At 69.6% G+C, this 10,676-nt stretch carries 11 protein-coding genes; all 11 read right to left on the bottom strand.

Annotated elements, in window-relative coordinates; genetic code table 11:
- Positions 1–43: 43 nt before the first annotated feature.
- Complete coding sequence (locus ACQBJO_RS02175) at positions 44–1,264, bottom strand: CaiB/BaiF CoA transferase family protein (protein ID WP_421008164.1); 1,221 nt, start codon at positions 1,262–1,264, stop codon at positions 44–46.
- 85 nt (positions 1,265–1,349) lie between these two features.
- Entirely contained in the window at positions 1,350–2,492 is a 1,143-nt protein-coding gene (locus ACQBJO_RS02170) for an acyl-CoA dehydrogenase family protein (RefSeq protein WP_421008163.1), read from the bottom strand.
- A gap of 42 nt (positions 2,493–2,534) precedes the next feature.
- Positions 2,535–3,707, bottom strand: coding sequence for a thiolase family protein (locus ACQBJO_RS02165; RefSeq protein WP_430407165.1), 1,173 nt, complete (start codon positions 3,705–3,707; stop codon positions 2,535–2,537).
- Positions 3,708–3,748: 41 nt separating this feature from the next.
- Complete coding sequence (locus ACQBJO_RS02160; protein WP_338538837.1) at positions 3,749–3,949, bottom strand: ferredoxin; 201 nt, start codon at positions 3,947–3,949, stop codon at positions 3,749–3,751.
- Entirely contained in the window at positions 3,946–5,481 is a 1,536-nt protein-coding gene (locus tag ACQBJO_RS02155; RefSeq protein ID WP_421008161.1) for a class I adenylate-forming enzyme family protein, read from the bottom strand. Before ACQBJO_RS02155 ends, ACQBJO_RS02160 begins: the two co-directional genes overlap by 4 nt.
- Positions 5,482–5,484: 3 nt before the next feature.
- A complete protein-coding gene (locus ACQBJO_RS02150; protein ID WP_421008160.1) occupies positions 5,485–5,793 on the bottom strand; it encodes a hypothetical protein in 309 nt (102 codons plus the stop codon).
- 124 nt (positions 5,794–5,917) lie between these two features.
- A complete protein-coding gene (locus tag ACQBJO_RS02145) occupies positions 5,918–6,250 on the bottom strand; it encodes a hypothetical protein (protein ID WP_421008159.1) in 333 nt (110 codons plus the stop codon).
- Between the two features lie 13 nt (positions 6,251–6,263).
- A complete protein-coding gene (locus ACQBJO_RS02140; protein WP_421008158.1) occupies positions 6,264–7,523 on the bottom strand; it encodes a vWA domain-containing protein in 1,260 nt (419 codons plus the stop codon).
- Between the two features lie 6 nt (positions 7,524–7,529).
- Positions 7,530–8,621: a sigma 54-interacting transcriptional regulator gene (locus tag ACQBJO_RS02135; RefSeq protein WP_421008157.1), complete on the bottom strand. Its 1,092-nt coding sequence runs from the start codon at positions 8,619–8,621 to the stop codon at positions 7,530–7,532.
- A 9-nt stretch (positions 8,622–8,630) separates the two neighbouring features.
- Positions 8,631–9,551, bottom strand: a complete 921-nt coding sequence (locus tag ACQBJO_RS02130) for a VOC family protein (protein WP_421008156.1) — start codon at positions 9,549–9,551, stop codon at positions 8,631–8,633.
- A 37-nt stretch (positions 9,552–9,588) separates the two neighbouring features.
- Positions 9,589–10,659 (bottom strand): amidohydrolase family protein, encoded by a 1,071-nt coding sequence (locus ACQBJO_RS02125; RefSeq protein ID WP_421008155.1) that lies wholly within the window; start codon positions 10,657–10,659, stop codon positions 9,589–9,591.
- Positions 10,660–10,676 lie beyond the last annotated feature (17 nt).

The following is a 10,676-nucleotide window of genomic DNA, read 5'->3' as shown; positions in this document are numbered from 1 at the left end:
GCCTGAGCGCCGGGGCCACTGTGCTGTCCGATCAGACCAGCGACTAGGAGATGTGGCCCCCCTCCTTGAGGGTGATCAGGTCCTCCCACGTCTTGCCGAGCTCGAGCAGGACCTCCTCGGTGTGCTGCCCGAGGTCTGGAGCCGGCCCCAGGTCCGTCGGCTCGCCGCCGAACTGGACCGGGCTCGCGACTGTCGCGAACTCGTGGCCGGTATTGGTCGTCACCGTGCGCAGGTAGCCGTTGGCCGAGACCTGGACGTCGTCGTGGGTCTCGAGCGGGGTCTGCACCGGCGCCCAGACCCCCTTCATCGTCGCCAGCCGCTCTCGCCACTGCGCCATGTCGGCCGTCGCGAACTGCTCGCGCAGGATCCTGATGCACTCACGGTTGTTGGTCTTGCGGGCCGTCGCGTCGACGAAGCGCGGGTCGTCGATGAGGTCGGGGCGGCCGATGTGCGTGCAGAAGTCGGGCCAGAAGCGGTCCGACTCGAGCATCACCAGGGCGATCCAGCGACCATCCTTGGTCTGGTACGCGTTGCGGGCGATGGGGTTCGGTCGGTCGTCGGGTCCGTAGACGGGGACGTCGACGCCCTCAAGGAGCTTGGAGGCCACGACATTGGGCGCGACATTCCACATGGCGATGTTGAGCAGGGAGACGTCGACGGTCTCGGGCCGGCCGGTCGTCGCGCGCTGGTAGAGCGCAGCCGCGATCCCCCCGGCGATCGTCAGGCCACCCATGATGTCGCCGAAGGCCGACGGTTGCTCGGGCAGCATCTGGGCGCCCGGCTGCATGAGCGAGTCATAGACCCCGCCGCGGGAGAAGTAGGACGCCCCGTCATAGCCGCCACGCGAGGCTTCCGGACCGCGCACTCCTTGGCCGGTGCCACGGGCGTAGATGATCGACGGGTTGATGGCGCGGATGTCGTCGACGTCGAGCCGGAGCTTGGCGACCGTGGCCGGGAGGAAGTTGGTGAGGAAGACATCCGCCTCGCGGATGAGGTCGTCGAGGACCGCGCGACCCTCGGGCGTCTTGATGTCGATGCCCACGCTCCGCTTGCCACGGTTGGGCAGCTCGACGAGGTGGTCGGCGCTGGCGGTCAGGCCGGGAACGATGCCGGAGCTGATCAGGCCACGCTGGGGGTCGCCTCGGTCGGGGTGCTCGACCTTGATGACATCGGCGCCCCAGTCCGCGAGGACGGCACCCGCCGCGGGCACAAAGGTCCACGAGGCCACCTCCACGACCTTGACTCCCTGCATGAGCGTGTACACGTGGCTCCCGACGTTGATTGATTGAACAGAACTAATAGTATTGAAAATGTCTCATCTGATCAAGGAACGGGCAGGTCGAGACCCCTCAGAGACCGATGTCCTTGGCGATGATCGTCTTCATGATCTCGCTGGAACCCGCGTAGATCCGGGTGACCCGCGCATCGGCATAGGCCCTGGCGATGGGGTACTCGAGGATGTAGCCGTAGCCGCCGTGGAGCTGCAGGCAGCGGTCGACCACGCGACCCTGGAGCTCGGTGCAGAAGAGCTTGACCTTGGCTGCGTCGGCGGGCGTCAGCTCCCCCTTCTCGTGCGCAAGCAAAGCCCTGTCGAGGAGAGACTGCCCGGCTTCGACATCCGTGGCGCACGCGGCCAGCTCGAACTTGGTGTTCTGGAAGGAGCCGACGGTGGTGCCGAAGGCCTGTCGCTGCGTGACGTACTCGACCGTGGTCTCCACGGCGCGCGCCGCGGCCGCCTGGCTGTTGACAGCGATTGACAACCGCTCCTGGGCGAGGTTGCGGGTCAGATAGTCGAAGCCGGCGCCCTCCTCGCCGAGGAGGTTGGCCACCGGCACGCGCATGTCGCTGAAACTGAGCTCGGCGAGGTCCTGGGACTTCAACCCGATCTTGTCGAGGCGACGACCCCGTTCGAAGCCTGGGGTGTCGGTCTCGACGACGAGCAGGGAGATGCCCTTGCGCCCGGCCTCGGGGTCGGTCTTGACGGCGAGGATGACCAGATCGGCCATCAACCCGTTGGTGATGAAGGTCTTGGAGCCGTTGACGACGTAGTGGTCGCCGTCGCGAACCGCGCGGGTCGACATCGCCTTGACGTCCGACCCGGCTCCAGGCTCGCTCATCGCGAGGGCGCTGATCGCCTCGCCGGTGGCGAGCTTCGGCAGCCAGCGCGCCTGCTGCTCGGGCGTCGCCAGCTCCAGGAAGTAGGGCATGCAGATGTCGGTGTGCACCCGCACTCCACCGAGCGCCAGACCAGCGTGCTGGGCCTCCTCGGTGAGGATGACGTTGTAGAGGAAGGACGACTCGCCGCCGCCCCCGTGCTCCTCGGGAATCTGGACACCGAGCAGACCCAGCGCCCCGGCCTCGAGCCAGAACTCGCGGTCGGGGTGCCCCTCCTCCATCCATTTGTCGTAGCGGGGGACCGCCCGGTCGGCGAAGAAGCGCCGGACCATGCTGCGGAAGTCCTCGTGGTCACTGTCGAACAGGGTGCGGTGCACCGGACCTCCAGGGTCGAAGGGGGGAATGCTCGGGACGCCGACTCAGAGACGCTCGACGACGAGCGCGTTGGCCATCCCGCCGTTCTCGCACATCGTCTGCAGCCCGTAGCGGCCGCCGGAGGTCTCGAGGGACGTGAGCATGGTCGTCAGCAGCCGGGCGCCGGAGGCGCCGAGCGGGTGGCCGAGCGCGATGGCCCCGCCGAAGGGGTTGAGCCGCGCGTCGTCGACCTGGAAGTACCGCTGCCAGGCCAGGGGGACGCTGGCGAAGGCCTCGTTGACCTCGAAGTGGTCGATGTCGTCGATCGTCAGACCCGCCCGCTCCAGCGCCTTCTTGGTCGCGGGGATGGGCCCGGTGAGCATCGAGATCGGGTCGGAGCCGACGACGGCCGTCGACAGGACCCGGGCCCGGGGACGCAGACCGAGCTCGGCAGCCTTGGTCTCGCTCATGACGAGCAGTGCTGCTGCTCCGTCGGTGATCTGCGACGAGTTGCCGGCGGTGACCGACCAGCTGATCTCCGGGTAGCGGGCGTGGACCTCCGCGTCCTCGAAGGCAGGCTTGAGACCGCCGAGGGAGCCGGCGGTCGTGCCGTGCCTGATGGTCTCGTCCTCGGTGACGGTCGCACCGACCGCGCCCTCACCCTCACCCGGGACCGTGATGGGCAGGATCTCGGAGGCCATGGCGCCGTGAGCGGCGGCCGCGCGCTCGTGGGATCGAGCCGCGTACTCGTCCATGAGCTCGCGGGTGAGCCCGAACCGGGCCGCGACCAGCTCGGCCGAGACTCCTTGGCCGACCAGGCCCGGGGCGTAGCGCTCGGCGATGCCTTGCCCGAAGACGTCGACACCCATTCGGGCCGAGCCCATGGGCACGCGACTCATCGACTCGACACCACCAGCGACGGTGATGTCGTAGGCCCCTGCCATGACCCCGTGGACCGCGAACTCGACGGCCTGCTGACCCGATCCGCACCGGCGATCGAGGGTCACGGACGGGACGTGCTCCGGGAGACCTGCACCGAGCCACGCCAACCGGCCAGGGGTGAAGGCCTGCTCCCCCGCCTGGCTGACGCAGCCGATCAGGACGTCGTCGACGAGCCCGGCGTCGATCCCGGTGCGTTCGACGAGACCGCGCAGGACCTGGGCGAGCAGGTCGACCGCGTGCAGCGAGGACAACGCTCCACCGGGTCGATCGCCCTTCGCTCGGCGTCCGCGGCCCATCGGGGAGCGGACCGCGTCGACAATGACCGCAATGGAGGGACTCACGACGCGTGCAGGGCGATCACGAGCTCCGGGCAGGCATCAGCCGCCTCCTGGGCGGCATCCACCTCGCCCTCGGGCACGACGTCGGAGTCGACGTAGACAAAACCTTGGTCGTCGAGCTTGAAGACTGACGGGCAGATCTCGGCACAGATGCCGTAGCCGCAGCACTTCTCCATGTCGAGGGTGACCTTTGTCGTCATGGTGTTGCCTCCATCTTTGCTGATTCCGTGGTGGTGCTGGATCGGGTGAGGTCAGTGACGAGCGAGCGCCGCAGGAGCTTGCCGGTATCGGTGCGGGGCAGCTCCGTCACCAGCTCGATGACGTCCGGGGTCTTCGAGCCACGCAGCCGGCCACGGGCGAAGTCTCTTAGCTCGTCAGCGCTGGCCTCGCGGCCCGGGCGCAGGACGACGACCGCGGCGATGCGCTGGCCCCACTCCTCGTCGGGAAGGCCGACGACGGCCACCTCGGAGACCGCGGGGTGCTGCTCGAGCGCGGCCTCGATCTCGGCTGGCGCGATGTTCTCACCACCCCTGATGATCGTGTCGTCGGCCCGACCCTTGACGAAGAGGAAGCCGGCGTCGTCGACGTAGGCCAGGTCGCGGGTGGCGAACCAGCCGTCGGTCTGCTCGGTGGTGCGACCGCGGTACTCGCCCGAGACCTGGTCACCCCGGACGAAGAGGTTTCCGGCCCGGCCCGCGGGCAGGGCCGTGCCGTCGTCGTCGCGGACCTCCACCTCGATGCCGGGGACCGGGCGGCCCACCGAGTCGAGCCGGGCCCGCACCGCCGGGTCACCGCTGGCGACCGCCTCGCGGTGGTCCTCGGGACCCAGGACGGCGATCGTCGACGAGGTCTCGGTCAGGCCGTAGGCGTTGACGAAGTTGGTGTCAGGGAAGAGGTCGAGAGCCCGCTCGATGATGCGCCTGGGCATGGGGGCACCGCCGTAGGCGATCGAGCGCAGGGCCGGACCGTGCGTGGCGCCGGTGTCGTCGAGCTTCTCCACGACCCGCGCGAGCATCGTCGGCACGACGAGGGCCTGGGTCACACCCTCGTCCCTCACCGTGTCGATCCACCCCTCGGGTGTGAAGCGGCTGAGGTGGACCACCCGGCGACCTGCGTAGATGTTGGTGATCGTGTTGGCCACACCCGCGATGTGGTAGGGCGGGACACTCACCAGGCTGCAGTCACCGGGGTCGGCGGCGCCGAACTCGATGGTCGTCAGGACGTACGCGGTGAGGTGCTTGTGGCGGAGCACTGCAGCCTTGGGCGCCGCCGTGGTGCCGCTCGTGTAGAGGAGCAGGGCGATGTCGTCTGGGTCCCCCGGGAGGGAGTCGTCGGCGCCCGCCTGCTCCTCGTTGGTGAGCTCGAGCCACCCCGCCGGAGTCGTCGACATCTCGGGGTCGACCGCGAGCTGGTCGAGCAGGTCCTGGTCTGCGATGACGTAGGCCGGGGCGTTCTGGCCGATGAGGTCGACCAGCTGCTCGCGAGCGAGGCGGTAGTTGAGCGGGACGAGCGGGACTCCCGCCCGGCTCGCGGCAAAGAGCGCCGTGGGGAAGGCCGCATCGATCACCGCGATGTAGACCACGTGGGCCGCACCCTTGGAACGCAGCACGGCGGCGCCGTTGGCCGCGCGCCGCTGCAGGTCGGCAGCGGTCAGTCCGTCGCCGCGCCGGCCGACGAGGACCCGGTCGGGGTCGCCGGACACCGCCATGTCGAGCAGGAGGTCGAGGTTCATGGCTCAGTCCGAGGAGGGCAGGGTTTTGGCGCCCTTGACGGTCAGCTCGCGGCCGGCCAGCGCCAACGGGCCAGCGCCACCCTTGGTGCAGAGCAGCTCGATGCCGGAGTCCTCGTCCACATAGCGCTTGCCGAGGAGGACCTCCGCGCCCGAGCCACCACGGCCTGGCGCGGAGTCGATGTCGAGCAACGGTTGGCCGCCGCAGGTGAGCGCCGCGGCCTCGGTGCCGGAGCCGGCCCGCACGATGACGACCTCGACCTCTGAGACGGAACTGCGCAGACGAGCACCGGGCTTGATGACGACACTGGGCATGACTGCTCCACCACCTTCCTGAACGACGATGTGTGTTCGGTCAACCGTAACACTATGTGTTATTTCTGTATACCCAGTTCCGACCAAACTTCGCCCCGTCGCCGACGCCCCGGGTCCGGTCCTGCTAGATGTCGTCGATACCCGGCAGGTCGCGCAGCGCACCGAAGGCCCGCGCCTGCTCGGGGCCCACGCCGTCGGCGCGTTGCTCGAGCGCCTCGTCACAGGTGAGGCCAGCAGCCAACCAGGCGGCCACCTCCGGGAGTGGCACTCCGGCACGCCACCACTCGTCGATGACCTCGCCGGGCTTGACGCCATCGCGCTGCAGCCGGCTGGCCAGGTCCGGTGGGACCCCCAGAATCGTCCACAACTGCGCCGACACCGCGTCGACACCGACCCGCACCCACTCCGGCCCGGCAGTTCCGCCGAGGAAGCCCATGATCTGGTCAGGCCCAGTCACCCACACGAGACACTCACCCTTCCGCGAGGTCAGAGAGGTCGATGTCGACCACCTGCGCCCAGTGTGGCGGTCGCACCTCGCCATCGACCAGTGCGACGACGACCCGGCAGCCTCTGGGCGGTCTTTCAGGCCACTCCGTCCACCCGTCCGTGAGCACCACGACCACATCCGGTCGCGGCCGCAACCGTGCGGCTGCGCCCAGCCCCTCGCGCATGTCGGTCCCGCCACCGCCAAGGAGCCGGATCTCCTTCGCGAGCATCACCCGGCCGGCATCGAAGGCCGCCGAGTCGCAGCAGAGCACGCTCACCCCGCGGCGGGCGACCCCTGCCTCGCGGATCACCCCGTCGATCTCGGCCACCGCCCGGTCGAGGTGGGCCTGCGACATGCTCTGCGAGGTGTCGATGATGACGGCCATGACCGCCTCGGGCCGGTGACTGCCGGGCAGGATCACGCCAGGCACGACGCCGTCCCTGCGTGAGCGTCGTCGATAGGTGTGGTCGACCCGGCCCGCCGCTGACCCGACGCCCTTGCGCACCTGTACCCGCAACTCCCTGCGCCAGTCCACGACCGGCTCCAGGTTCTCCCGGGCCCAGCGGGTCCAGCCTCCGGGCACGTCGTCGTGCGCTCTCGCCCACCGGGACACCCTGCGGGCCGTCTCCTCGCGCAGCAGCCGCGACTCCTGGGTCCCGATGGCTGCCTGTGCACCTGCGCCACCCATCGGCTGGCCGGTCGCACCACCGCCGCAGTCCCGCACCCCGGTCAGCGACACCCCTTCGAGCCGGTCCCAGTAGTCCTCGGCGAGCAACCCCTCGCGCAGGCCGAGCCGCCCGGCCCGCAGGTCACGCTCAGGGCGAAGGGAGTCGGGCAGGTCGTCGTTGACCTCGAGGTCCGCGGCGACGGCCCATCGCCGTGCCGGCTCGCTGCGTGCGGCCGCCGCTCCTGTGGGAGGGCCTCCCCGCGCACCCGCCGCCCTGACCCCCCTGGCCGGGTGGTCGCGGATGAGATGGGTCACCTGGTGGAGCAGCCAGTAGGCGAGCTCACGGGGTGCAGTGACGGCCAGGCGCACCGGGTCGATGTGGACACGCCATCCGGCGTCGACGGGATAGCCGGCCAGCGGTCCGTCCGGGCCGGCCTGCGAGCCCGGCACCTCGACGAGCACGGGACGAAGGGCGAGCAGCGCGCTCGCGAGGTAGGGCGCCTCCTGCACCGCGAGCAGCCGGCCGGCGGCCCACCGCTCGAGGAGCTCACCCTCGAGGCGCGGCCGCTCCTGCACGGCCACTCACTCCGCGTCGAGGTCGGCGCGGGCCAGCAGCCCGCTGAGCGCGTCCACCTGGGCAGGGAGCTTCGCCCCCTTCGGGCGTCTGCCCGCGAGGAGTCGGGCGACGAGCACGGCGGTGTCGGGAGCGACCTCTGCCGCCCTCGCGACGACCTGCCAGGCCCGGGCCCACAGGTCGGCGTCGTCGGCTGCCACGGCGTAGCTCGCGACCGCGGCCAGGGCCGCGTAGGCGCGGTCGCCCCGCGTGGGGATCTCGAAGGAGTCGGGGTCGGCGAGCACCTGCGCCGGGTCGGGCAGATCGAGGTGGCGCAGCCAGGACAAGAACTCGGAGCCGGGGCCCTCGCCGACCGTCCCACGCACGAGGAGGGATCGGACCTCGTCGGAGGCGGCCGCGGAGTCGCACTCGGCGAGCAGGCGCGCCGTCATCTCCCACGTCCGCGGGCTCGGCCAGGAGCGGCCCACCTCCTCGGCGCTCTCGGGCAGCCGGAGCACGAGGGCAGGGCGCACCCGGAGGAAGGCCGCGACCACGGCGCGGGCTCGCAGCAGGTGCGCCTGGTCGGGTCGGGCGCGCGACAGCAAGGTCGCGGGCGTGGGGAAGCCTTCGGTCAGGCCTGCTGCGACCGACTCGGCGCTGACCGGCCAGTCGAGGTGGACGAAGCGGTTGGCCATCGGGGCGGACAGGTCCCACCCGTCCGCTGCCTCTTCGGGAGGGTTGGCAGCAGCGACGATCCGCACGCCCGGCGGAAGCGCCAGGTCGCCGACCTCGCGCTCGAGGACGACGCGGAGCATCGCCGCCTGTACGGCGGGGGGTGCGGTGGTCAGCTCGTCGAGGAAGAGGAGCCCCTCACCGGCATCGACGAGCCGGCGGGCCCAGCGTGGTGGGGCGAACTGCACGTGCTCGCCGACGATGACGGGCAGCCCGGAGAAGTCCGTGGGTTCACGGATCGCCCCGACCACGACCTCGTGGGCCCAGCCCGCAGCCCTGGCGAGGTCGACCACGGCCGACGTCTTGCCCGTGCCCGGGCTGCCCCAGACGAGCACCGGCACATCTGCCCGTACGGCGATGACCAGGGCATCGAGCGCTGCAGCTGTCATGGGTCCACCTCAGGCAGGAGCATCCTGCGACTCGAGGGCGTACATGGTCGCGGGCTTGGGCGCGTCGGGGTTGAACTTGTGCCCCCACACCGAGAGATGCTCGGGCTTGCCCTCGACGAAGGGGTGGGCCTCGCTGTCCTCGATGCCGCCCTGGATGTACTCCAGCGGGAACCCGGAGGGGGTGAAGGAGTAGAAGGAGATCACGGGGTCCTGGGTGTGCCGACCGAGGGTCGCCATGAGCGGGTACCCGCGCTCCTGCACGAGGTCGTAGGCAACTCCGACGTCGTCGAGGTTCTCGACCTCGATGCCGACGTGCTGCAGGCCGGCGAGGCCGGGCACGATCGAGTACCCGATCGCGTGGGTGCGGAAGTTGCGCTTGGGCCGGTAGAACCGGCGCTTGCCGATGTCACCACCCGACCCGAACCAGCGGAAGCCGAGGACGTCCTCGACGAAGTGGTTCAGCTCGTCGCTCCACTCGGGAACGGTGAGGACCACGTGGCCGAAGCCCCCTTCGCCCGCGACGAAGCCCGAGTGGGCCCGCCCCGGGACGAAGGAGTGCGAGGCGAAGGCCTGCCCGTAGAAGAGCTCGTGCCGGATCCGGTCCGGTCCGTCGAGGTACGCCACGGCGTGCACACCCCGCTCGGCGCACAGCTCCTCGTCCCCGACCGTGTACGACAGGCCCTCGGCATCGAGGATGCGCAGGGCGTCCTCGAAGGCCGGGCGGTCGCGCAGCTCCCAGCCGACATAGCTGAGACGCTCGGCCTCACCCGGCCGGATGGCGATGCGGTGGTGCCGCTCGTCCATCCGCAGGAGGAGCGCGTCGCCATCGTGGGGCCGCACCTGCATCCCCAATACCTCGGGGGCGTAGCGGGACCACTCGTCGAGATTGGTCGACTCCAAGCCGATGTATGCGAGCGCGATGATGTCCATGGACGAGTCCTTCGTGGTTATGCAGTCGGGGAGACGTTCAGCCGGCGGCGATGGCGGAATCGACCGTCGTGCTGAGGTCGATCGGCTTCCTGAGATGGTCCGGGTTCATACCCGACTCGGGCAGCTTGAGCATGGGCAGAGCCGTGCGGTAGCGGATCTTCTCGCGGTCTGCCTCGGAGAGGCCGAGGCCGTCCGTGAGGTCGCCCTCGTGCACGTCGGCACCGGAGAAGTTGTCGCCGTAGAGAACCTGCTCGACGCCGACCTCCTCGATGATCGCGCGACGCATGTGCGGGCTGTGGATGTCCAGGTCGTAGAAGAAGTTCGAGTTGTACTCGATGAGGTCCTTCTTGTTCTTGCTGTCCGGGGCCATCGTCTTGTTGGTGAGGTTGAAACGGCCCAGCTGGAACGGCACGAAGCCACCACCGTGGGTGATGAGGACCTTGAGGTCGGGGAAGTCATCGAGCACCCCGCCGTTGGTCAGGTTCCAGTAGAAGAGCGTCTCGTCGCTGTTCATGCCGACGATCGAGGTGGTGTCGAAGGGGTCGTCGCAGGCGTTCTTGCCCCACGTCACCGACTGGTTGTAGCCGTGCACGAAGATCATGCAGTCGAGCTCGGACACCTTCTCCCACAGCGGGCGGAACGCCGGGTCGTTGACCTCGCGACCGCCGAAGTTGCGACCGCCCATCATCAGACCCTGGGCACCGAGCTCGGTCACCGAGCGCTCGAGCTCCTTCGCTGCTGCCACCGGGTCCTGAAGCGCCGCGTGCGCCCAGAAGTAGAAGCGGTCAGGGTTGTGCGAGCAGAACTCGGCCATCGAGTTGTTGGCGGTCTCGGCGTAGCGGACGGCGAAGTCGGTCTCGTAGTGGTAGCCGACCATGTGCAGGGGCATCGAGAGGATCATCTTGTCGATGCCAGCGGCGTCGATCGCGGCCAGCCGGGGCTCCGGCTGCCAGCGCTCGAGCATCTCGTCGAGCGTCGCGGCGGTCTGACGCTTGGTGCCAAGCTTCCAGTCACCGATCCGCAAGCCGTTGTCCCAGAACGGGCCCCAATGGTCGTGCTGGTTGAACAGGTCTTTGGTGAGCTGGTGCGCGTGCAGATCGATGAGCATGTTCGGGTCCTCCTAGG

It is taken from the genome of Janibacter zhangyanbonis, assembly GCF_050507325.1.
In the GTDB taxonomy this organism is placed as follows: domain Bacteria; phylum Actinomycetota; class Actinomycetes; order Actinomycetales; family Dermatophilaceae; genus Janibacter.
This window is presented reverse-complemented; position numbering and strand designations above follow the sequence as displayed.